Source organism: Anaerobacillus sp. MEB173 (assembly GCF_052119505.1).
In the GTDB taxonomy this organism is placed as follows: domain Bacteria; phylum Bacillota; class Bacilli; order Bacillales; family JBJMAU01; genus JBJMAU01.
The window spans coordinates 63,369-86,088 of sequence record NZ_JBJMAU010000001.1; the positions used below are offsets into that span (position 1 = coordinate 63,369).

Sequence of the window (22,720 nt, forward strand, 5' to 3'; positions counted from 1 at the left end):
GTAAGCCCGTATTTTTTACATTTTAAAGACAATATATGTAACAATTTTAAAGAATAATTAAGATATAACGATTAAATGAAAATTTCCATTTTTATCTAGTAAAATATAATTGTAATAAAAATAAATGAAGGATAGGTGATAGTATGCTTCATACCCAGAACGTTGAACTGTTTCACAGGAATGGTCAAAAGTATGTCATTGCAGGAATCCCTATTGTAAAGAAACAAGATTTTCGCATTCAGTTAAAATTACAAAAACTCATTGATGAAATTGACGGAAAAATTGCACCCGAATCTAAATATTATTTTTAATATAATCCTATGAAAAACCGATAGTAAAGATAGAATTAGCATGAGAGAATACAAAACTCGAGAGGAGTTTCATATTATGGGTTTTTTAAATCAAGTAGTTGAAACGAAAAAGCAAGAATTAATCGAACTTTTAATCTCTGCTGAAGTGTACGAAGTAAATGACCAACACTTATATAAACTTACCTTATCAGAACTGCAAGAAGAATTTAAGAGAGTAAAAAAAGAAAATGAGGAAATCTGATGAGACTTAAACAGCCTAAGTCTGTTGTAACAAAATTTAGGCCTATATATTATAGATAGAATGGATTGGTTAACTGATTAATGATCGGTTAACCAATTTTTAATATAGCTATGATATTATTAACTAATACTTGAATCAAATATTCAGAATAAAGGAGTATTTCGTAATGCTTATATTAGTAGCCTTTGGAGTGTTTTGTGGACTCATTGCAAGTATTCTTGGGGCAGGCAGTTCCATGATGATGGCTCCTTTACTTTTATATGTTTATCCTTTCTTTAAAGGCACTTATTTTTCAATACATACGATCACATCAGCTACGCTTGCTTTAACTTTTTTTTCTACTACAGCTGCTTCGATACGATATCATAATGCTAACTTAATACCGTATCGGTATGCTCTTTTACTTGCTGGTAGTGGTGCTGTTGGCTCATTTATTTCTGGGAGTTACATTTCAACGATGATCGACCACTTATTTATTCTAATTTTATTTGGGGGCATTGCTATTTTGTCTTTCATTTTTAATTTCATTCCAATAAAAGAAGGAGAGAGACGTGTTCCTAAGAAGTTATTTTTTTCGATAGGTGTAGGCATAATCTTTTTCTTAGGGTTAATTACTGGCATTATTGGAATAGGTGGTATGGTTCTTTTTATGCCGTATATGGTCTATGTGTTAGGTTTTTCAATTCGGGAGACAATCGGGACGACAACATTTGTTGGAGCGGTTATTGCCTTTTTTGGAATTCTGGGAAGAACATTTATAAACATGATGGACTGGCAAGTGGCTATAATTATAGCTATTGGTGGAATGGTAGGAGGCTTTATAGGACCTACCTTAATAAAATATTTTCCTGATCGTGTATTACGCTATGGAATGAATGTCATCTTACTAACAATTATCATTACTGTAATAATGGATATATACAAACTTCTTTAAAACATTCGTTTCAGCACAGTGATGGAAGGGTGTCTCTAGCTAGGAAAATACCTACACTGATTAATATTTCACGTACCGATATTTTAGTATATGTGGTAAAATACCTTCTATTAAGAAAAAATGGATAAAAAATTTGGAAAAATAGAAATAAAATGAATTGTGTTGAATTATAGTGTGGAACTAATGGGAAATAAATGTTATTGTATTCATTAATACATAATTGTAAAAAAAGGAGGTGGAGCTGGTGCTAAAATCTAGTCGATAGGCTGAGCAATAGTGGGGAGAGATTCTCACTTTATACCATTTTGCTTGGTTCAGTGATGGCTTTTTATTTTTAAAGATTTTAGTAACCGGGTTCGTTATGAGTAAGGGACAAAATGTTAATATTTTAGACTGCACCATTCGTGATGGAGGGTTAATTAATAATTGGGATTTCAGTGTAGAGTTTGTTCAAGATTTGTATGATGGACTTAGTGCTGCTGGTGTTGAATATATGGAGATTGGTTATAAAAATTCTCCTAAACTTCTTAATGCGACAGAACCTAACCCATGGAGATATCTTGACGATAACTTCCTTAAAGAAATTATTCCTGAGAAAAAGTTTACAAAGCTTTCTGCATTAGTGGATATTGGACGAGTTGATCCAGATGACATATTACCTCGCGAACAAAGTGTATTAGATATGATTCGGGTGGCATGTTACATACGTGAGGTAGATAAAGGATTAGAGCTTGTTGAACTATTTCATGATCTTGGCTATGAAACAACACTTAACATTATGGCTTTATCAAGTGTACCTGAGTACCAGCTTATTGAAGCGTTTGAAATGGTGAAAGAAAGCTCAGTTGATGTTGTATATATTGTAGATTCGTTTGGAAGCCTGGATCCTGCTGACATTGAACATCAAGTGAAAAAGTTCAAAGAAATGATCCCGAATAAACAACTTGGAATTCATACGCATAACAACATGCAGCTAGCATTTGCCAACACATTAACAGCCATTCGAAATGGCGTTACATTCGCTGATTCTTCTGTTTATGGAATGGGGCGTGCGGCTGGTAATTGTAATACAGAGCTTCTTGTTTCGCATATTAAAAAACCAAGCTATGAGTTAAAGCCTGTTCTAGGTGTTATTGAAAAGCATATGGTAGAGATGCGCCAAAAATGGGAGTGGGGCTATATTATTCCTTATATGATCTCGGGTACATTAAATGAGCATCCACGTGTCGCAATGGCTTACCGTGCAAGTGAGGAACGAAACAATTTTGTTGATTTTTATGATAAGGTTACCTCACCTGAGCCACAGTCCTGAGTCAAATAATAGATGATAGACCTGTAGAAAAAAGAGCTTGTGAAAAGTCAGAAATGACTTTTTACAAGCCCTTTTTATTTATAGCTAAAAGAAAGGAGAAATTGATGTGTCATTATAAAGTAGGAGATATTATTACGTTTGAACGGACGTTTACAGTAAGGGATGTTGAATTACTTACAGAGGTTTCACGTGATGAAGGGGATCATCATATCTAGGCTTCGTTACCATAAGTATAATCTTAATGAATTTGCAAAGATTATTTTAATGAGGTTAAAAAACCTAAATATCATAGAAAACACGCTGTGTCCTATTTGCTAGCCCCTTTTTAAAGGAAGATTTTTTAGTAAATAGTGACTACTATAAGGGATGAATTGCGATGACAAAACCTAAAAAGCCTGTTATTTTATTAATCCTTGATACGTTAATGAGTACTCCACTAGAAGAAGCGGTGCAAACCGGATATGCGCCTGCCCTTCAATTTTTAATGGAGAGAGGAAGGTATTATCCTCAGCTAGTGAGTTCTTTTCCAACAATGTCGGTGACAATTGCAAGTACTTTGCTAACCGGTACTTACTCTAATAAACATCATTTACCAGCATTGATTTGGTACCATCAAGATGAAAATCGAGTTGTAAATTACGGAACAGGGATAAAAGAAATTATTGAAACGGGTTTTTCCCAATTTGTAAAAGATATGTATTACGAGTTAAATAACGTTCATTTAAGTAATGAAGTTAAAACCATTCATGAAGAACTTACAGAAAGAGGATTTGAAAGTGCTTCGATTAATGCGTTTGTCTACCGTGGGTTGTATACTCATGATGTCAAGTTGCCAAGAAGCTTACGTGTACTAACAGGTTTTCATGGAAATCTGCCAATTCAAGCACCAATATATTGGTCACTTGGAGCTTTTTCAAAGTTTAGCCCATTTACATTTCCGCGGCAACCATTTTCATGGAACTATAAATCGACTTTTCAAGAGTTGAAATTTTTAATAAAAAAACGAAAGCTTCCGGCTTTTACATTCTGCGTTATTCAAGATCTTGATTTACGTGTCCATGTAAAAGGTCCAATGGATTTAACCGGAATTAGAAAAATTGACCGCCAGTTGCAGAAACTTTTCAATCAATTCAAAAGCTGGGATGAAGCAATAGAAGAGTGTACTTGGATTGTTATGTCTGATAACGGACAAGCTTCTATGGGGAATAATCGGGATCATTATGTTATTGACTTACGAAAGGTTTTGAAAGGATATAAGATAAGTAAAAAAAATATTTCACCACAAAGGAAGAAGCAAATTGTACTCGCTGTTAATCAACGTACAGCGTTTGTATATTGTATTGGTAATCATGTAGTTAAGGATCGGGTTATTGATCAATTAAGGCAGGATAAGCGAATTGATATTATAGCGTGGGAGAATCGCGACCAATTTCATGTTGTTTCAGGAGAAAAGGATGGAGCATTTTCCTTTTGGAAAGGTGGGGTATATACAGATGAGTACGAGCAAACATGGACAATTGCAGGAGATAAAGGTCTATTAGACATTACACTTACCGATAACAAAATTTATTATGGCGACTTTCCTGATGCATTAGCACGGCTTTCTAGCAGTTTAAAGTCTCATAAAGGGAATTATATCGTGATTACCGCAAAACCGGGATACGAGTTTAAAACTAAAGCTTCTCCCATTCATGTCGGCGGTGCCGCACACGGATCCTTGCATAAACAAGAATCGTTAGTCCCAATGATCGTAGCTGGAACGGACCTATTCCCTAAGTACGAGCGTATTGTTGACTTGAAATCTTGGATTGTAAAGCTGATTACTGACTAAGGAAAGAGAGGGAGTTAAAATTTAATTATCAATTAAATGGTAAAAATCGGAATGGTTGCACTAAACAACGTATTACTGCAATGTGGACGTTCTAATTTGAAATAGATTACATATTAAAAATGACAGTGGAATTCCAACCAACTATGAATCCTGCAAATTTTTTTGAATACATTTCTATTACGGGTGTTGTGTTGCCCAATGGTCATAGTAGATAGTTTTAATGTGGATGTTTTTATCCAGCAGGGGAGTGAAGCAATAACGATGAACGGTAGAACTGAGCCAATGGAAGCAATCATTCTTGCTGCAGGTTACTCGAGTAGAGCAAACGCTTTTAAAATGTCTTTACCATTAGGTCAAAAGACAGTACTGGAACATACGGTCTCTAAATTTGAAGGGATCTGTCAAAAGGTGATTATTGTTGGTGGATTTAAAGTGGAAATCATTCAAGCGGCAGTCACGGATATGATTGAGAAAAGTGCCTATTCTTTTGAGCTGAAATATGTCTTTAATGAAAGCTTCGATCAAGGGATGTTCAGCTCGATTCAAACAGGCTGTCGTGAGGTGAATGCCGACAGTTTTTTTATAACACCCGGAGATGTTCCACTTGTCAAGAAGGAAACGATTCAGCTTTTAGCCGCTGAAAAAGGGAACGTGGTGATTCCGAGTTATAGCTATAAAGGAGGGCATCCAATTAAAGTAACAAAGGAAATGAAGAACCGTATCCTCGAAGCCAAAGTCGAATGTAATTTGCGTGCGATCCTCCATCCACATGAAAAGACCTATCTTAATGTAGAAGACCCGGGGGTGGTTATGGATGTTGATACACCGGAAGATTATCGAAGAGCGGTCGAGTATTTCGGGAGAAAACACTAGATATAAGAATAATAGAGAAAAATGAAACATAAAAAATAAGTACTAATAGAAAAAATCGATAGAAGAGGAGCCTTTAAGCTAGCTCTCCTCTAAAGTCGGTTGAAGGGGTGTTGTTGATATGATTCCTAAAGACATAAGCTCCTCTGTTAAGAAAAAGGATCATGATGGCAAAGTATCGGGACAGCTGCCCTATATCAGTGACGTAAAGTTGGAAAATATGGTGTATGGGGTGATGTACCGTTCGCCGATTCCTTATGGGAAAGTGTTGTCGATTACGTTACCAGACTTACTAGATGGCTATTCGGTTATTGGTGCGGAGCAAATTCCTGGACCGAATTTTGTCAAGATTATCGCTGAAGATCAGCCTATTTTTGCGAATGAGTGGGTCAATTATATTGGTGAGCCGATTCTGATGCTTGTCGGCGAAAAGTTAGATGTGCTCTATCGATTGTTAAATGAAATTAAAGTGGAATTTGAAGAACATCAAGCTATTTATACACTTGAGGAAGCCATTCAACAAAAGTCAACCACCGGCGTCATGGCAACATATGAATTTGGTGAACGTTTGGAGGTTATTTCTGCGATCGAGAGGAAGGCTTACCGAGTAGTAGAAGAAGAATACGAAACCGGTTATCAAGAGCATGTCTATTTAGAACCTCAAGGCATGCTGGGTATCTATAAAGAAGATGAAATCCTCGTTCAAGGTTCGATGCAATGTCCTTATTATATTAAAGATGCATTGATGAGTGCGTTGGCATGCGGAGAGGATGATGTGCGAGTCATTCAAAGCCCGACCGGTGGTGGTTTTGGCGGCAAGGAGGAATTTCCTTCGATGATGGCTTGTCACGTGGCGGTTGCTGCCAAAGTGATCAAAAAGCCAGTTTTGCTCTTGTTTGATCGACATGAGGATATGGTCGTCACAACAAAAAGGCATCCAGCAAAATTCAAATATAAAACGGCGCTCGACGAAAGTGGAAATATATTAAGTATGAATGTTGAACTCTTCCTTGATGGGGGAGCGAATGCAGGATTAAGTTCGGTCGTTTTGCAGCGTGCCTTGCTCAACAGCGCTGGTGTGTATAAAATCCCGCATTTTCATGCAAAAGGCTATGTGCTAAAAACAAACACCGTTCCAAACGGCGCCTTCAGAGGCTTCGGTGCTCCGCAAAGCTTTGCCGGTATTGAAAGTCATATGGCGCATATCAGTAATCACGCCAACATCGATCCGCTCGAATATAAACGAAAATATTTAGTGAAGCAAGGAGATCCAACCATTACCAAAGGCCGATTCAGAGACACGATTTTAATGGAGGATATGATCGAAAAGCTACTAACTACAGTGGACTACAAAAAGAAAAAAGAAGAACTTCAGCGGTTTAATCAACAGAATGCGCGGTATAAAAAAGGGATCGGCACCTCGCTATTCCTGCATGGCTGTGGTTTTACTGGCAGTGGTGAAAGAGATCATATTAAGGCAACGGTAAAATTAACAAAATCGGCGGACGATGTAGTTTCGATAAAAATCTCAAACGGGGATATCGGTCAAGGCCTGATCACAACGATGTGTAAAATTGTAGCTAAAGAATTAGACATGCACTATGAAGACATTTTGTTTCTTTATCCTGATACGAAAGTGGTTCCAGATTCCGGGCCAACTGTGGCTTCAAGGTCGACGATGATTGTCGGAAAATTACTCCAGCGCGCAGCTAGTAAACTGAAAGCACAGTGGCAATTAGGAGTGGCACAAGAGGTCGTTGAACATTATGTTCATCAAGAAATGATTCCTTGGGATGAGGAGAAATTTTCAGGTGATGCCTATCCTGCATATTCATGGGGAGTCAATCTGATTGAAGTGGAAGTGGATATCCTAACGGGAAATGTGAAATTAGAAAGAGTGTACGGAAGCTATGATATCGGGAAAGCAATCGATGAACGAATTATCAAAGGACAGATTGATGGCGGCTTGGCTCAAGGGATTGCCTATGGGTATATGGAAAAAATGACTTCAAAATCAGGCAGAATTCAGCAAAGAAGCATCACTGACTATGGTCCTCCGACGGCAATGGATGTTGTAACGATTGAAAGTCAGCTTTTTGATAATCCTTATGCAGGTGGTCCTTACGGGGCAAAGGGTGCAGGTGAACTAACGTTAATCGGTGGTGCTCCGGCACTGCAAGGAGCCATTGAGGATGCCCTTCAAATAACCTTTCACCAAATTCCGGTGACCCCAGAAATCATTATCGAAAGTCTTACGAGAGAGTAGGTGAAGCTTTTGATTAGATTTAGACTCAATGGAAGAATAGTAGAAACCGCTGCAGATCCAACTGTAAGATTACTAGATGTAATAAGAGATGAGTTTGATTTAATTGGTACAAAGGAAGGCTGTGGGGACGGAGAATGCGGAGCTTGCAGTGTTCTCGTTAATGACCTTGTCCAAAACAGCTGCCTGATCCCAATTGGCTCGATTGAAGATGCTGATGTCCTAACAATTGAAGGCTTCAGTAATACAAAACAATATGAAATATTAAATGAGTGCTACTCTGAGGCGGGAGGAGTGCAATGCGGCTTCTGCACACCAGGCATGATCATGGCAAGTGCGGAACTTTTGTCAAAGCATCCACAGGCTTCAGAAATTGAGATACGGGAAGGAATCTCCGGCAATCTTTGCCGTTGTACGGGCTACAATATGATCGTTGATGCCCTTAAGCTCGCTGCAAAAAAAGGTGAAGGCCTATGGTAGATAAAACAACATCCTTTCGCTTTGAGCGTTTAGATCAGACGTTAACACAGTTAAATAACGAAGACTGTATGATCATTGCCGGCGGAACCGATGTGATGGTCCTTCACAAAAATTATCGTGGGCTGCCAGCTCGGATTGGTAAACCGGTTGTTTTTATTGATCACCTTAATGAACTTAAGCAGGTTTATATTCAAGGTCACGACCTTCATATTGGGGCCTGCTGCACCTATAGCGAACTGCTGGAAAACCGGTTCATACCTGATACGTTAAAGAGGGCAATCAAAACGATTGCGGCACCGGCAATTCGAAACAGAGGCACGTTGGGTGGCAACATTTGCAACGCTTCACCGGCAGGAGACACGTTACCGCTTTTATACGTTTATAATGCTCAGCTTTTGCTGCGCTCTGTTAATGGACAGCGTCTAGTGGATATAAGTGAGTTTATTCAGGGGCCAAGAAGAGTTCAACGTTTAGCGAATGAGTTGCTGGTGGAGATTATTTTGCCTGATGTATTAGATGAAGGTTCTCGGATTATTTTTGAAAAAATCGGTAACCGAAATGCTGATGCAATTGCAAAAGTATCGTTTGCCGGCTCGCTTCGGTTAAAAAAAGATCGAATTGTGGATGCAAGGTTCGCATTTGGAGCGGTTGGACCGACAATCGTACGTTCCTCAGCGATTGAACAGAAGCTGATTGGAAAATCATTTCCTTTGGATCAAAAGGTTATGGAGGAGATCATTGCGGACTTTGACTCGATCATTAAACCGATCGATGATCAGCGCTCAACAGCAGCCTATCGAAAAACGGTTGCACTGAATCTTTTGCGATACTTTTTAAAATAAAGGATGAGGGTGAATTTATTAGCTTAGTGAATTCACCCTTTACATGATTCGCTCCATAGATGGAAAGGGCAGCTGGACGAAAGGTAATTCCAATAGGGGGAAATGATCATGCTCATAATGGAAAAAGTAGCGTCATTAACAAGACGGAATGAAACCTTTGCACTTGCGATGATTATCGAATCAAGAGGGTCGACTCCCAGTAATGTTGGAAAAATGATTGTTTACCTAGATGGTACGATTGAAGGGACTGTCGGCGGTGGACTGGCTGAATATTATGTAATAGAAGAAAGTGTGGAGGCGATCCAAAAGGGAAAATCAAAAATTGTCGAATACAAATTAAATAAAGATGCTAAGGATGGAATAAAAATGAACTGCGGCGGGACAATCCGTGTATTTATTGAGGTCTATAAATCACGACCTGAGCTCGTCATGGTCGGTGCGGGTCATGTATCCTATGCACTAAGTAAGGTCGCGGATTTTCTGGAATTTCCTTATAAGATCGTCGATGACCGCCCCGGATATTGCACGAGTGAACGTTTTCCTAATGCCTCCAACTTATTTGTTCATGAAGATATTGGCAAAGCAGTGATCGAAGCCGGCCTTAATGAAAAATCATATGTTATGATTGTTACAAAAGATAGTGATGATATTGCCTTAAAAACAGCACTCCATTATCCATGTGCCTATTTCGGAATGATTGCCAGTAAAAGAAAGGTGATTCGCATTTTTAAGAAGTTAATAAGCGAAGGTGTAGCCAAGGAACGACTCGATTTCGTGCATACGCCAATAGGGATTGACATAGGTGCAGAAACAACAGAAGAAATTGCCATCAGTATAATAGGGGAAATCATAAAAGTGAGCAGGAAAGGGCATACTGCTGTGGAACCAAGGGAGGATTCTCTCGTTTCGAGTATTCAGAGTGGCGAGGACGGGTGAAATTGATTTTGTGTAGGTACGACAATAGATAAGAGAGTTAGTTTTCATAATATAGTATTAGCCGGTGAAATTTTACAACGAGTAAAAATTTCACCGGCTTTGATTATTGTTGAATAAAAATATGAACAACTTCTGATAAAAAATGGAAGAAGACGAGTAGCAGAACATTAAATAGTCTAATAAGAAACCTCATCATGATAGGCTTTCTTACGTATCATTTGGATCTTGAATGGGATACTTACGGTCTTTTCTTTGTGGTTTAGATCGCTTCATCATCCAAAGTAAGATCACAACGATAACAAGGAGTAGAGCAATAATTACAGTTGTCCATGGGAATGTCTTAGGAGCAATTTCAACTTCTCCACGTTCTTCCATCTTTTCCTGTGTCTCTTTGACTTGCTCATTTCTAATCGAAACAGTCTGCTCATAGGTTTGAGTTTGTCCATTTACATTAAGAGTAAATGTTACGTTGTAATCATCAGGTTCTAACGTTCCTTCTGACCATCTTATCGGGTAATGAAAGGCTGTCATGGGAGCCATTTTAAATGATGGCATGTCTCCTGTAAGGGAAAATGGTTCATCTTTACTTTTTGTAACTTTATATGTTCCTGAGATATTTGACACGATAACGGGATGTGAGTTACCCATAGGGACCATAATTGCCATTTGTTCAGGAGAGTAATGTGGACTTTCAAAGGTTAATGAAGGTGTTTCTTTATAATCTGTTATATCCACTTGTACTCCAAGGTTTACGGCTCTATATTGGTCGATTAGTAGTTGGGAATCTTCTTCCTTCTTAGTCAATTCTTCTGTGCCCTGAAAAACTCGGAATTCTATACTCCCAAGTAACGTACCATTTATGTCTGGAACATTGACAGAAAACTCAACAACCTCTGAACCCAAAGGACTGAGTGTTAATTCCTTAGGGTTTTTCACAAATTTAGTAAACTGAAACTCATCATTGGTGATTGCTGTTCCTTCTAAAATAGGTTCTGTTTGATATAGAATACCTTGATTTCCACTATAAGCATTTAAACTGCGAATCGTTACGTTCAATTCTTTATCACTGTCGTTGATCACTCTTGCTTGTAACGTGACAGTCTCATTCGGATTACCTTTTAAGTGGTAATAACCTTGATTCCCAATTTGAGATTCAGGAAAAATCGGCTCTACCCGAAATTCAAAATCATTTCCTTCTGCATAAACCAAGAAAGAAGGGAATGATAAAAACATAATGGATAATAGTATCCAATGGATTTCTCGGATTTTCAATCGTACCACTCCTAAAATAAAAAAGTCCTCCTTAGTATTGGAGGACTTTCAAAAAATTAACCATTTATTAAGGAGCAGTGTTTAGAGAAACGGTTGCTTCCGTTTTGTAAGTTTTTGCATATGCATTGGCTGGAATTGTTAGTTCTACACCTAAGTTACCGAACGAAAATGATCCCATACCACCATCAATTTGAGCAGATAAAAGTTTAACTGTACTTCCTGTATCTAAAGCTGTATCTAGAGAAACAGGCGTAATTGTTGAAGTTTCTGATGACGTTGTATCCTTTTGAGCGATAGTTGGTACTGTTTTTACTTTTAGAGTGTTTGTAGCAAGTGCCTTACCATTTGTTACATAAACATTATCTACAGTGTCAAATTCTTTGAATTGTGCTAAAGTCATTGATACGTTCCATCCTGATCCAGTTCCACGAGCATCCGTAATGTCAGCAATTGTCCAGTCTGCAGATGTTGTAATTTGAGTACCGTTAAGTGTTGCAGAAAGTGGTGCAAATGTAACGCCTCCACCAGTTAAATCTCCACCTGTTACAGTAGATGTAGTAGAAGCGAATGATTGTGTGCTGAATGCAGTTGCTGCAATACCGAACGCCATAGTAGTAGCAATTACTTTTTTGAATAAAGTTTTTTTCATTTTGTTTCCTCCCACAGATTGATTGTTTGATTGATTTATAGAAAAGAACTTGTTTTTCTCCATTAAAAAATCCCTCCAAAACAAATTTTGATTTGAATCGGAAGAATATTGAATTTCAACTCGTATTGTGAGTATCATTCTCCATTCTTCAGCGGCCCAGCCACCATAGTGAAATTCACCTTAGGTCTGTAACTTTGCGCCCCAATCTTTAAACTGGTTTGCCTTTAATAAAGAAATGAGAACGATTTTTGACTCTCTGTATCTATGTCGAATTTTGTCGTCCGTCACTCTCTGAAACTAATATTACTCTGTAAATCAAAAAAAGGATATACATCAAATTATTCCAGTGTAACATTCAGAAAAATAGAGTTAAGAAATGGACTCTTTATTTGATGAAGCTACTTTAAAGGTTATACTCGTTGATGATTAGTAAAGATAATTCAACAAGTAACAGGCACTTTTTTGAATCTTTTTCTCTATTCTTATCATAATAAAAAGATAAGATGATTGAGGGAGGAAAGTATGATGGATTCAAAAGTGTATGATTTAATCGGAATTGGAATTGGACCTTTTAATTTAAGTCTTGCAGCATTGCTTGATGATCATTCAGAGGTTCAATCACTCTTCTTTGATCAAAAACCTCAATTTAATTGGCATCCAGGGATGTTAATTGTCGGGACAAGACTTCAAGTTCCATTTATGGCTGATTTAGTAACATTAGCTGATCCAACGAATCAGTATAGCTTTTTAAATTATTTATCCGAAAAAAATCGAATGTATCCGTTTTACTTTTTACAGCGTTTAGATATCCCGAGAAGAGAATATAACGATTATTGCCAATGGGCTGCCGCCAAGTTGTATAATTGTTGTTTTGGTAAAAGAGTAACTGAACTTGAGTACATAGAAGATAAAGAAGTTTTTAGCGTAATAGTCGAAGATATTGAAAAATCTGAGGAAAAAGAATATAGATGCAAGAGCCTCGTGTTGGGTACAGGAAGCACACCGGTTATACCAAAATCATTTCAAGTTGATTCTGAAAAGAATGTTTTTCATACCTCTAAATTTTTACAGTATAAAGAAAGTTGTCGAAATGCGAAATCCATCACAATTATTGGGTCCGGTCAAAGTGCTGCAGAGGTATTCCGTGAATTATTAAAGGAAAGAATGGAGCACCAATACCAATTAACGTGGATTACTCGGTCAAGAAGCTTTTTGTCAATGGAAGAGTCAAAGCTGAGTGTTGAGCAATTTTCTCCTGACTATGTGAATTATTTCTATAAGTTTCCTCAGGAACAAAAAGATAAAATTTTTGCATCACAAGATTTATTATACAAAGGAATTAGTTCACATACGATTACCGATATTTATAATTTACTATATGAACATTCCGTTTCAGGGGAGGACATGAATGTAAAACTTCAGGTTTTAACGGAAGTTAATGGAATAAAAGAAAAGAATGGAAAATGTGAAGTTTTCTGCACACAGTGGCAGCAAAATAAAGATTTTACCCACGAAAGTGAAGTTGTCATTGTGGGTACAGGCTACCGTCCGATTGTTCCGGAATTTATAAAAAAGAACTTAGGGGAATACATGTTTTGGGATGAACAAGGTAGATATGAAGTAGAAAAGGATTATCGTTTACGTTTAAAAATCCCAAATCAGATTTATGTTCACAGCGGAATTTCACATTCTCATGGGGTTGGATCAACAAATTTAGGACTTGCTGTACATCGAAATAAGATTATCATTAATGATTTATTAGGAAAAGAGATTTTTCCGATCTATGATAAATATGTATTTCAAAATTTTGATGCGGATAAATTTTAGAACTATTTACTGCACAGTAAAATTCTCCAATTCTAGGTGATTTTGTGAAAAGGTTTACTTCAGCTAAACATGAACTAATATTCTTAAGAGCAATATAAAAACCATCTTTATTATTAATAATAGTCAGGCTGCCGAGAATGTCTCGGCAGCCTGTTTAATTTAATTTTTAAATAAGGATTAAAATTTAAAGTTACTTTAGAATATAATTGTCAATAGTTACTGTTACCTTAAATTAATAGTAAAGGGGAATGTAAATTGAAGGTTACTAGAATTTTGTTATACGTTTTTGTATTGGTTAATATTGTTGGTTTAATCTATTGGATTATTACTATGTTATAAGACCTTTTTAATTTAAAGTACTATTCACTACTTAAGAATTACTAAAAATTTTTTCTTTATTTGAAGTCATGGAGATAATTTTTTCTTTTTCGTTTCTATTGATGGTCAAAAGAGTATCTAAATTAAAATACTTATCAAGACTTAAGTGATATACATCTGATTTGAAAATAATTAATGAAAATGCATTTGTATAAAGAATAAGACTAATTACATTCATATTTCCAGAAAGGATAAAGTTAATGTGCATAAAGATACAAGCAAGGATAGAAGGTATAGTAAGTAAACCTGATATAAGAAATATCCCAAGTATGATTTGTGCAATTGGAATAACGTAGTTTAAAATCAGCACATGTTCTAAAGCTATATTCTCTATGAAAGTTTTATAAAAGATTGGGACATTGGAATTTTGTAATGAATTTATCAGATAATCATTTAAAAATATACCTGGTTCTTTAAACCATAATTTTTCTGTAATTTTGGTTACTCCTGCCAGTAACCAACCTGTTCCAAAAAGAACACGCATTAAAACAATAAGATACGGAAAAAACTTTACATTTTTTATTACTTTCATTTTAATATTCATCCTCCTAATTTTTTTGCCTAAAGGAATTTATTTTTCCTTAAGGCAAAATTTTGATCAAAAAAATTTACTAAAACTTTTATATTTATTGTCTTAAAGGCATCATATGCCTTAATGGTTAAAAAGTTTCCTTTGTCCATAAAAGTTTACCATGGGAAACAATCCGTTGTAAATAAATATATACAACGGATTGACTTGATGAAATGTGCAACAAATGTATTCATTTTCAGGTGACTTTTTGAAGGAGTGTACTTAAGTTAATGCCCTTTAATTCAATAAGAATGTTTAATTTATTCTATTGTGTAATATTCGAGGTGATAAGTTTGGAGATTAGAAAAGCAACTGAAGAAGATGTATTAGGAATAGCAAGAGTTTATGTTGATGGTTGGAAAACTACTTATCGTGGGTTAGTACCAGAAGATTATTTGGATGGATTATCATATGAAGAAGCCGAACAAAAATGGCTTAACTTTTTAAACGCCGAAAATGAACCCTTTATGTATATTGCGATTAGAGAAGAAGATAATATTATTGGTTTCGTAGCAGGGAAAAGCATTGATGACGAAAATTTTGGTGGAGAATTATACGCCCTTTATCTATTAGAAGAATGTAGAGGATTGGGTGTAGGAAGGCAATTGTTTTCAGCTATTGCCAAGCACTTTAAAGAAATTGGGATTACTTCAATAATGGTGTGGGTAATGGAACAAAATAAATATGGACTTGGTTTCTATGAAAGTATGGGAGGAAAGGAATATTTTCGTAGGAAAAGTGAGTTTGGTGGAATGACCGTTGATGATGTTGCTTATGGATGGAAAGATGTTTCGGTATTATGTATCCAAGAAGAATAAAGCTAATACTTGTTCAACTGCTGGGAGCTTATTTTGAAGAAGAACACAAAGTCTACATAAAAGAGGAGGAAACCTGTTGTAATGACTAGCCATGAATTTTATATGGACTTAGCCTTACAAATGAGCGTGAAATGAAAGGTCAGACAGCCCACAATACTTTAGTTGGTTCTGTCATAGTAAAATGAGAATCGGTTTGTGGGTATCGGTACGCCAGCAATGGTTTGAAGGTACTGGTGAATTTCTAATGGTACATATTTTAGAACTAATATCCATGTTTTTAATATGTTTTCTAATGGTAAACTTAATTTCATATAAGATAAATATCGTCGACATTCCAGATTAATTTTTGATAGTGTATAAGAGAACAAAGATTCATATAGGTAAACTTATGGTTAGCCGAAATATTCTGTTTTGTATTGTTTTTAGTTTTAATAATCATGTAGACAAGGTGGTTTTTCAAATGGAAACTGAAATGATTTATGAAATTCGCCGTCCTAAGAATATGATTCCTGGTAAAAAGTATCCCGCATTGTTTGTTATGCATGGTATTGGAAGCAATGAAAAAAATATGCTTTCACTTGTTAATAGTCTGGAGGATTACTTTTTTATTTTTAGTGTAAGGGGACACTTGACCCAAGGACCTGGATTTGCTTACTTTACAATCCAGGGCTATGGAAAACCACATCGAGAAGTATTCGATACCGGAATCAAAAAGCTTGCTAAATTTATTGATTATGCATCAACAAATTACGAAATAGACCTAGAGAAACTATATTTGCTGGGCTTTAGCCAAGGAGCTATTGTTTCCATGACATTAGCACTCACACATGGAAAGATTAAAGGTGTAGTGGCTCTCAGTGGTTATATTCCTCAATTTGTAAAGGAAGAATACACGATTGATCCAGGCAATCAGTTATCAGTGTTTATCTCACACGGGGAATATGATCAGGTCCTTCCATATGAGTGGGGGGAAGAAAATGTCGATTATTTTACTAAACTTGAGGTTCCAGTGACTTTTAAATCTTATCCGGAAGGGCACACAGTATCTGAAAAAAATCTTCAGGATTTTCAAACTTGGATTTTAAATGATTTACGAAGATAATGAATCTAAAATACAAAAAATAGGGAGGTTTTAATATGCCGATTGTACAGGTATATTTGCTTGAGGGTAGATCAAAAGAATTAAAACATGAATTAATTTCAGAGATTACTGCAGCAGTAAACAGAACACTTGGAAATTCACCTGAAACAATCAGAGTATTATTACATGACGTACCACAAGAAAATTGGGGTATAGCCGGTATGCCAATGAGTTATAAACAAAAAAAGTAAAATACCATAATATATTTTTTCTATATATCTCGAATTAATAATAACTTATTTTGTGATATTATTTTAAAAAATGAAGAACAAAAATATAGATAAAAGACCGACTTTAAATCCAAGTCGGTCTTTCTAGACAAATAAATAGAAGTCTATCACGAAGGAGAAACAGTGGGTTCAACCACAGTCAACGTATTATTTATCGTATTGAGATTCACGGTTGCACCTATAGGAATGGCCGCTTTATAGTAGCCATGCCCAGTTGCAAGGTTGACCATTAGTGGTTTTCCTAAGGGGACTAACATGTACTGAATTAAATCTTCATAAGTAGTACGATAGGAGGCAGGGCAATTGCTGCATTGTCCCATGATAATACCAACACAATCATCTAGTTTTCCTGACATTAATAATTGTGTAAAATGCCGGTAAAGTAATGTAGCGGGAGTATGGGTTTCTTCTAGGAAAAGGATTTTTCCCTTTGTATTAATTTCATAGGGAGTCCCAAGTGTGTTAACTAAGGAAGTTAAATTGCCGCCTATTATAGGACCTGTTACATTTCCCGGTACTAGACTTCTCAGTGGCATATTTGGTAGGTTTTGAATGGTCCTAGAAGAAATTACTGTCGAAGTTGCTTCAAAGAATTGATTGAAATTATATACTTCTGTTTCTGGTCTGAAATTAATCAGCATTAAGCTATGGAACGTAATTAAATCACTATATTGATATAAACTATTTAACAGTACTGTTATGTCACTATAACCTGAAATTATTTTAGGGTTCTTTTTTATGACTTCAAAATCAAGGTGCGGAAGGATTGATTGAACTCCAGTCCCGCCCCGTGTGGGCAGAATCATTTTTACCATCTGATTACTAAACATATTCATTACATCTTCTGCTCTTTTCTGTGGTGATGCAGCTGTAACTCCTTCTGCTGAATAAACGTAACTGCCAAAAACGATATTAAAGCCCGAGTCCTTTAAATATTGCACTCTGGTATTAATCGTATTAGCATCAAGGGGGCTTCCTGGTGTAATTAACCCGATCGTATCTCCCCTTTCCAACTTCATGGGTTTTAGCGCCATAAATTTCTCCTTCCACCATTTGATTCAATTGTATGTTTAGATAGTAATAGGTATTTGATGTTGTTTTGAAATATGTTAAATTCGGGAAAATAGTCAGGCTGTCCAAATATAAAATGCTCTCCCAACATCATTAAGGAATCACTGGGTAATGAAAATAACGAATCCTGCAGGTATCATAAGATTAAATTTACCATTTCTCTTCCTATTTTAATTTAGTGAAGATTTTTCCATTATTTAACTCACACCAATCATCCAATTCGAGATATGTTTCTTTTTTTCCATATTTATCAAAAAAAGCTTCCTTACTTTCGAATACTTCCATTACACCATCTTCTAGTAAAGTCAGCATTCGATAAGTATTTAATTCGAAAACTTTAGAAATCGCTATTAATTCACCTATATGGATAGTGTTAGTAAAATTTTTCATTTTTTTCTCTCCTTTAAAAAACGAGTGAACTTATTAGCATCTCAGGTGGTTGTTTATTATGTTATCACTTTTAGTCAACTTTAAGTCAAGTATTAATAATAATTAAACCAGGTTGTCATTAAGCGTTGAGTCGAGTAGCCAAAAAAGTACAATACTAAACAGATAAAATCATTCCATTTCACATAAGTATTTTATAAGAACAAATAGTATATTAGATCAAATATTTTCCTTCAAGGAGGTTATAGTCAAATGAGTGAAAAAGTATATATTTGCTCGGAAAAACAGTTGAAGGATGAGGGAGTAAAGGTGGTAAAGGGGGGGAAGCACGGAATTGCCGTTATCTATCATGAAAAGAGCATATACGCGGTAGATAACCGTTGTCCGCATCTTGGGTTTCCATTACATATGGGGAGCAGTTGTGATGGAATTCTTACTTGCCATTGGCATCACGCCCGTTTTGATCTAAAAAGTGGGGGAACATTAGATCCATGGGCAGATGATGTACCTACATATCCCGTCGAAGTAAAAGATGGGGAAGTGTGGATCATTCCTGAACCCATAGACAAGCAAACGGTAGTCAAACTGAAAAAGAGACTGAAGGATGGTCTGGAGCAAAACATTCGTCTTGTCATCGCAAAAGCTGTGGTAGGCCTAGTAGAAGCAGAAGTAGATCCCAATGATATTGCAAATACAGGTGTAGAATTTGGTACAAAGCATCGTTGGAATGGCTGGGGATCTGGTCTTACAATCTTAACCGCAATGAGCAATATCCTGCCGTATCTCGATAAAAACGGAAAAATCCTTGCCCTATACCAAGGGTTAGTTCATGTAGCAAGAGATAGTGCAGGGAAGGGAACAAGATTTTTACTAGATCCCTTACCATTAAATATTGAAAATGAACAACCGGAGATTTCCCAATTAGCAAAATGGTATAGAAAAAACATTGAAGTTCGTGATGTCCAAGGAGCAGAGAGGGTCCTGCTCACTGCCATAAAGCTAGGGGCAACGACAGAACAGGTTTCTGACATGATGATGGCGGCAATTACAGATCATTTTTATATGAATATTGGTCACACATTAGATTTTCATAATAAAGCATTTGAAATGACGTCAAAGCTACAAGACGAGAACCGGGAGTATATCCTTACATCTCTCTTACCAGAGTTAAGTGATGCCAGCCGTAGTGAGGAATCCCACAGCTGGCAGGCACCTGTTAATTTAGTTGAACCGCTACAAAAAGCCTTCAGCACACTGGGGAACATAGAAATCAAGGAAGAAGACGGAAAACATTCATCAGGCTTAGTTGATGAGGACAAGGTATTAAAGCAATTATTAAGTGATGATCCTGTTAGTACGGTAGAAATGTTAATGGAAGCATTACAAAAGGGGAAATCCCCTGTTCGTCTTGCTCAATTAGTAACATTAGCTGCGGCGGAAAGGGTAGCCCGTTTCCATGTACAAAACGACTTTAGGGATTGGGATACGGTACTCCATACGTTTACTCACGCTCATGCCGTTCACCAAGCTTTAAGGAGATCAACAACACCAGAACTCACTCGGGCTATTTTTCACGGTGCCATGAGTATATATTTAGATCGTTTTCTTAATATTCCCTCGGCTCGAATACCTGTAGCGGATAAATGCTTACAACAAGGGGGGGATCCTAAGGCATTTCTAGAACTATTAGATAAGCAGCAACAAACGGATGAGGCCGCCAAATGGGTAGTGAACTACTTGGACAATGGGGGAGATTTGAAGGAATTCTTTAACGTCCTCGGTCATGCCCTACTTAGGGAAAATGCCGAGTTCCATACCTTTCAAATGTATGAAGCAGCGATTATGGAGCATCGTCTATGGCAAGAAGAAGAATCCGAAATTGCAATGCGGGCACGGCAAACGATAATCATTGCAGTAAGCCGTTATTTAGCGGCCCACGCACCGACCTCAAGGAATACGTCCCATACAGCTAAAATTGCCATCAGACTTCATCGTGGTGAAAAACTGTTTGAAGAATAATGAACCAGGGATACAAGATTGTAAATGTATTCATTTAAATAAATTTAAATAAACGAGTTATTTTTAAATAAGTATTTTTGGGTAGAGGAGATACAAAAAATGAAAAAGCGAAAAGTCGGAATATTACTGTTTGACTATGTAGATATTTTAGATTTTGCTGGTCCCGCTGAAGTTTTATCATTAACTGCAAATAATAAAGCTGAACAAACATTAACTCTTTATAAAAAGCATTTATTACCAACTAGACCATTTAAAGTATTTACCATTTCAGAAACAGGATTGGAAATGAAAACTCATTCAGGTATAAAAGTACAACCAGATTATAGCATTGATGAAAGTCCTAAGTTGGATATTTTAATAATACCAGGTGGTCCTTTAAGAGCGGTACAATCTATGGCTAAAAATCAAAAGATAATAGAGTGGATTGGTAAGCATAAAAGTATTGAATATATATGTTCTGTTTGTACTGGAGCATACATATTAGGGGAAACTGGATTGTTAAATGGAAAGAAAGCAACTACCCACCATTTAGCGTTGAAATTACTACAAGATAAGTATCCTGAAATTCAAGTTTTATCCGATAGAAAAGTTGTACAAGATGGCAACATCATATCTTCTGGTGGAGTTTCTTCAGGAATAAACATGGCACTATATATTGTTGAACAAATTTTGGGAGAATCTACTGCTGAAAGAACTGCTAAAACTATTGAATTCACAAAATAAAGTTTTCATTAAAGGGATGTGATAGATTAATAAGAACTATCTATTCTGCTAACGAGGAAGAAAAGTTGAATAATTCGAAAAACACCGTCACTTCACAAGCGGTGTTTTTCGTTATTATGAAGGAAATGAAGTTTCACTTTATATGCAATTTTTCCAAGGTTTGGGCGGATGGACAATTTACTAAAACTAACTTCAGGCAATAAATTACTTGTATAGGCTGAAGGGGGTGAGAAAATGGGTAGGCGAATAAAACATACTTCACGTGACGTGGAGTCGTTAGCAAGGCTCATGCTGGCAGAGGCGATCGGTGAGGGAGCCGAAGGGATGGAGTTGGTAGGAACGGTTGTGGCCAATCGGGTCGAAGCAGACTGTGATCCAGACTTCAAAAACTTGCGCAATATCAGACATGCCATCTATCAAACCATTCCGGGAACTGGAATACCTCACTTCGAACCTGTTTTAAATGGATCACTGTATACTCAGCGTCCCAGTGAAGAAGACCTCCAAAGGGCGAGGAATTTGTTGCAAGGTCATAGGAATCCTCGAGCGAGAATGAATTTGTGGTTTTTTAATCCGAGTCCAGGGCAAACATACCGCGATCCTTGTACCGGCACGATGCCAAGATCTCCCATGACTCAGTTCGACTTTGCGTACAAGAATCATTGCTTCTATGTCGCTGTTCCGGGCTACTGCCCAGAGTTTTATAGATGAAATAATAAGGAGACGAACTTCTCATGAATTATGGAAACTCTAGTTATCCGATGAACTATAATGCTGGTTTTTATCCAACTCCCATGATGGGGAGTAATAATGCACAACAACCAAACGGTTTAACTCCCATGATGGGGAGTAATAATGCACAACAACCAAACGGTTTAACTCCCATGATGGGGAGTAATAATGCACAACAACTAAACGGTTTAACTCCCATGATGGGGAGTAATAATGCACAACAACTAAACGGTTTCCCGGCGGGTATGCCTTCTGGACCCGCGTATTCTGTGCCAGTGGTTCCGATGGGGACTGGGCAGCTGCTACCGACAGGCGTAGTGGAAGAATCGTTTATCGAAAATATCCTGCGCTTCAACAAAGGCAAGGTTGGTACATTCTACTTCACTTACCAAGGGAACGACAAATGGAATGCAATGGTTTACCACGGGCGTGTTGAAACGGCTGGCCGTGACCATATCATCATCAGCGACCCTGACAGCGGTAAACGCTACCTGCTCCTGATGGCAAATCTCGACTGGGTAGAATTTGAAGAACAAATTAACTATCCCCACATGGAAATTAATCCGGCTATCCAGGCGTCCATGGATACAACGGAGTGATGTTGTAGAAACATGTAGATTTCATATTAATTTATGTAGGAATATAGAAGTAACAGGGAGTTAAGAGCCTTTTTTACCGATGAAAGGCTCTTTTGTTATTTAAGAATATTAATGAACTGAGCTAATAATTTTGTTTCTTCCAATTTTTTTTGAAAAATATGGTAGTGTAGTATTAATGAAAATACTATCTTAGCTTTTCTCCCATAATCGCCAGTTGGAATCTCGTTCCCCCATTTTTTTCTGTGGTGAAGCGGAGTTTCACGGATGGCTAACGGATGCTTGA

23 protein-coding genes and 1 riboswitch are annotated in these 22,720 nt (G+C 36.9%); of the genes, 18 read left to right on the forward strand and 5 right to left on the reverse strand.

The window, feature by feature from the left end; translation table 11 throughout:
- Nucleotides 1-143: 143 nt before the first annotated feature.
- The 10 genes from ACJ2A9_RS00265 (at nucleotide 144) to ACJ2A9_RS00310 (ending at nucleotide 10,020) form a co-directional block, all read left to right on the forward strand.
- Nucleotides 144-311 carry a hypothetical protein gene (locus tag ACJ2A9_RS00265; RefSeq protein WP_441419597.1) on the forward strand — a complete coding sequence of 56 codons (168 nt, stop codon included), beginning with the start codon at nucleotides 144-146 and terminating at the stop codon, nucleotides 309-311.
- A gap of 76 nt (nucleotides 312-387) precedes the next feature.
- Nucleotides 388-552 (forward strand): Fur-regulated basic protein FbpA, encoded by a 165-nt coding sequence (locus ACJ2A9_RS00270; RefSeq protein WP_441419598.1) that lies wholly within the window; start codon nucleotides 388-390, stop codon nucleotides 550-552.
- A 166-nt stretch (nucleotides 553-718) separates the two neighbouring features.
- Nucleotides 719-1,486, forward strand: a complete 768-nt coding sequence (locus ACJ2A9_RS00275) for a sulfite exporter TauE/SafE family protein (protein ID WP_441419599.1) — start codon at nucleotides 719-721, stop codon at nucleotides 1,484-1,486.
- Between the two features lie 361 nt (nucleotides 1,487-1,847).
- A complete protein-coding gene (locus tag ACJ2A9_RS00280; RefSeq protein WP_441419600.1) occupies nucleotides 1,848-2,798 on the forward strand; it encodes an aldolase catalytic domain-containing protein in 951 nt (316 codons plus the stop codon).
- Nucleotides 2,799-3,174: 376 nt separating this feature from the next.
- A complete protein-coding gene (locus ACJ2A9_RS00285) occupies nucleotides 3,175-4,629 on the forward strand; it encodes an alkaline phosphatase family protein (RefSeq protein WP_441419601.1) in 1,455 nt (484 codons plus the stop codon).
- 198 nt (nucleotides 4,630-4,827) lie between these two features.
- A complete protein-coding gene (locus ACJ2A9_RS00290) occupies nucleotides 4,828-5,502 on the forward strand; it encodes a nucleotidyltransferase family protein (RefSeq protein WP_441419602.1) in 675 nt (224 codons plus the stop codon).
- Between the two features lie 118 nt (nucleotides 5,503-5,620).
- Nucleotides 5,621-7,765: a xanthine dehydrogenase family protein molybdopterin-binding subunit gene (locus ACJ2A9_RS00295; protein ID WP_441419603.1), complete on the forward strand. Its 2,145-nt coding sequence runs from the start codon at nucleotides 5,621-5,623 to the stop codon at nucleotides 7,763-7,765.
- Entirely contained in the window at nucleotides 7,766-8,242 is a 477-nt protein-coding gene (locus tag ACJ2A9_RS00300; RefSeq protein ID WP_441419604.1) for a (2Fe-2S)-binding protein, read from the forward strand.
- Nucleotides 8,236-9,084 (forward strand): FAD binding domain-containing protein, encoded by an 849-nt coding sequence (locus ACJ2A9_RS00305; protein ID WP_441419605.1) that lies wholly within the window; start codon nucleotides 8,236-8,238, stop codon nucleotides 9,082-9,084. Before ACJ2A9_RS00300 ends, ACJ2A9_RS00305 begins: the two co-directional genes overlap by 7 nt.
- A gap of 108 nt (nucleotides 9,085-9,192) precedes the next feature.
- Nucleotides 9,193-10,020, forward strand: a complete 828-nt coding sequence (locus ACJ2A9_RS00310) for an XdhC family protein (protein ID WP_441419606.1) — start codon at nucleotides 9,193-9,195, stop codon at nucleotides 10,018-10,020.
- A gap of 207 nt (nucleotides 10,021-10,227) precedes the next feature.
- On the opposite strand, the gene ACJ2A9_RS00315 is transcribed toward ACJ2A9_RS00310, so the two are convergent.
- Nucleotides 10,228-11,292, reverse strand: coding sequence for a WxL protein peptidoglycan domain-containing protein (locus ACJ2A9_RS00315; protein ID WP_441419607.1), 1,065 nt, complete (start codon nucleotides 11,290-11,292; stop codon nucleotides 10,228-10,230).
- A 67-nt stretch (nucleotides 11,293-11,359) separates the two neighbouring features.
- The gene (locus ACJ2A9_RS00320) at nucleotides 11,360-11,941 is read right to left on the reverse strand and encodes a WxL domain-containing protein (protein ID WP_441419608.1); all 582 of its coding nucleotides are present in this window, start codon (nucleotides 11,939-11,941) and stop codon (nucleotides 11,360-11,362) included.
- A gap of 147 nt (nucleotides 11,942-12,088) precedes the next feature.
- Nucleotides 12,089-12,174: riboswitch (cyclic di-GMP riboswitch) on the reverse strand.
- A gap of 292 nt (nucleotides 12,175-12,466) precedes the next feature.
- Here ACJ2A9_RS00320 and ACJ2A9_RS00325 point away from each other — a divergent pair.
- Nucleotides 12,467-13,768, forward strand: a complete 1,302-nt coding sequence (locus tag ACJ2A9_RS00325) for a lysine N(6)-hydroxylase/L-ornithine N(5)-oxygenase family protein (protein ID WP_441419609.1) — start codon at nucleotides 12,467-12,469, stop codon at nucleotides 13,766-13,768.
- Nucleotides 13,769-14,138: 370 nt separating this feature from the next.
- Here the strand turns inward: ACJ2A9_RS00325 and ACJ2A9_RS00330 are convergent, their stop codons facing one another.
- Nucleotides 14,139-14,678 carry a hypothetical protein gene (locus ACJ2A9_RS00330; protein ID WP_441419610.1) on the reverse strand — a complete coding sequence of 180 codons (540 nt, stop codon included), beginning with the start codon at nucleotides 14,676-14,678 and terminating at the stop codon, nucleotides 14,139-14,141.
- 323 nt (nucleotides 14,679-15,001) lie between these two features.
- Here ACJ2A9_RS00330 and ACJ2A9_RS00335 point away from each other — a divergent pair, with 323 nt between their 5' ends.
- The 3 genes from ACJ2A9_RS00335 (at nucleotide 15,002) to ACJ2A9_RS00345 (ending at nucleotide 16,867) form a co-directional block, all read left to right on the forward strand.
- A complete protein-coding gene (locus ACJ2A9_RS00335) occupies nucleotides 15,002-15,535 on the forward strand; it encodes a GNAT family N-acetyltransferase (RefSeq protein ID WP_441420372.1) in 534 nt (177 codons plus the stop codon).
- 460 nt (nucleotides 15,536-15,995) lie between these two features.
- A complete protein-coding gene (locus ACJ2A9_RS00340) occupies nucleotides 15,996-16,637 on the forward strand; it encodes an alpha/beta hydrolase (RefSeq protein WP_441419611.1) in 642 nt (213 codons plus the stop codon).
- Between the two features lie 35 nt (nucleotides 16,638-16,672).
- On the forward strand, nucleotides 16,673-16,867 hold the full coding sequence (locus ACJ2A9_RS00345; RefSeq protein ID WP_441419612.1) for a tautomerase family protein: 195 nt from the start codon (nucleotides 16,673-16,675) through the stop codon (nucleotides 16,865-16,867).
- Between the two features lie 146 nt (nucleotides 16,868-17,013).
- Here ACJ2A9_RS00345 and ACJ2A9_RS00350 read toward each other — a convergent pair whose 3' ends face one another.
- Both ACJ2A9_RS00350 and ACJ2A9_RS00355 read right to left on the reverse strand, forming a co-directional pair.
- Nucleotides 17,014-17,940 (reverse strand): S66 peptidase family protein, encoded by a 927-nt coding sequence (locus ACJ2A9_RS00350; protein ID WP_441419613.1) that lies wholly within the window; start codon nucleotides 17,938-17,940, stop codon nucleotides 17,014-17,016.
- Between the two features lie 202 nt (nucleotides 17,941-18,142).
- Nucleotides 18,143-18,367: a hypothetical protein gene (locus ACJ2A9_RS00355; protein ID WP_441419614.1), complete on the reverse strand. Its 225-nt coding sequence runs from the start codon at nucleotides 18,365-18,367 to the stop codon at nucleotides 18,143-18,145.
- A 249-nt stretch (nucleotides 18,368-18,616) separates the two neighbouring features.
- On the opposite strand from ACJ2A9_RS00355, the gene ACJ2A9_RS00360 reads away from it, so the two are divergent.
- The 4 genes from ACJ2A9_RS00360 to gerQ all read left to right on the forward strand — a co-directional run bounded on the left by ACJ2A9_RS00360 (nucleotide 18,617) and on the right by gerQ (nucleotide 22,437).
- Nucleotides 18,617-20,383 (forward strand): Rieske (2Fe-2S) protein, encoded by a 1,767-nt coding sequence (locus ACJ2A9_RS00360; RefSeq protein ID WP_441419615.1) that lies wholly within the window; start codon nucleotides 18,617-18,619, stop codon nucleotides 20,381-20,383.
- Between the two features lie 99 nt (nucleotides 20,384-20,482).
- Nucleotides 20,483-21,106 (forward strand): DJ-1/PfpI family protein, encoded by a 624-nt coding sequence (locus ACJ2A9_RS00365; RefSeq protein WP_441419616.1) that lies wholly within the window; start codon nucleotides 20,483-20,485, stop codon nucleotides 21,104-21,106.
- A 234-nt stretch (nucleotides 21,107-21,340) separates the two neighbouring features.
- Nucleotides 21,341-21,817, forward strand: coding sequence for a cell wall hydrolase (locus tag ACJ2A9_RS00370; RefSeq protein ID WP_441419617.1), 477 nt, complete (start codon nucleotides 21,341-21,343; stop codon nucleotides 21,815-21,817).
- Between the two features lie 23 nt (nucleotides 21,818-21,840).
- Nucleotides 21,841-22,437 carry a spore coat protein GerQ gene (gene gerQ, locus ACJ2A9_RS00375; protein ID WP_441419618.1) on the forward strand — a complete coding sequence of 199 codons (597 nt, stop codon included), beginning with the start codon at nucleotides 21,841-21,843 and terminating at the stop codon, nucleotides 22,435-22,437.
- Nucleotides 22,438-22,720 lie beyond the last annotated feature (283 nt).